At 54.5% G+C, this 409-nt stretch carries 1 protein-coding gene; it reads right to left on the reverse strand.

What is annotated here, in order from left to right; all coding sequences use genetic code 11:
• Positions 1-409 (reverse strand): inorganic diphosphatase (gene ppa / locus KMS84_RS43995; protein WP_256921384.1); only part of this gene is annotated, 409 nt, incomplete at its 5' end.

Genomic DNA, 409 nt, shown 5'->3' on the forward strand with positions numbered 1-409 from the left:
CTATTTGGGGATATATGCAGCTACCGATTTGCGAATCTCTTCCCGCGCCTCATCTGAGCTCCCCCAGCGGCCCGTCTTCACCCACTTGCCTGGCTCCAATGTTTTATAGTTTTCGAAGAAGTGCTGGATCTGCGCGAGGAGTAACGCAGGGAGGTCTGAGCACTCCTTGACGTCGCTGTACATAGAGCTGAGTTTTTCATGAGGCACTGCGATCACCTTGGCATCCGCTCCGGCTTCGTCAGTCATGTACATCACACCAACCGGGCGACTGCGGATTACAACACCAGGTGAGACGGGATATGGGCAAATCACCAGAACGTCGAGAGGATCGCCATCGTCGCTCAGCGTGTTCGGGATAAACCCGTAGTTGGCCGGATAGAACATCGGTGTGATGAGGAAGCGGTCAACA

The organism is Streptomyces hilarionis (genome assembly GCF_024539675.1).
GTDB classification, from domain to species: Bacteria; Actinomycetota; Actinomycetes; order Streptomycetales; family Streptomycetaceae; genus Streptomyces; species Streptomyces hilarionis.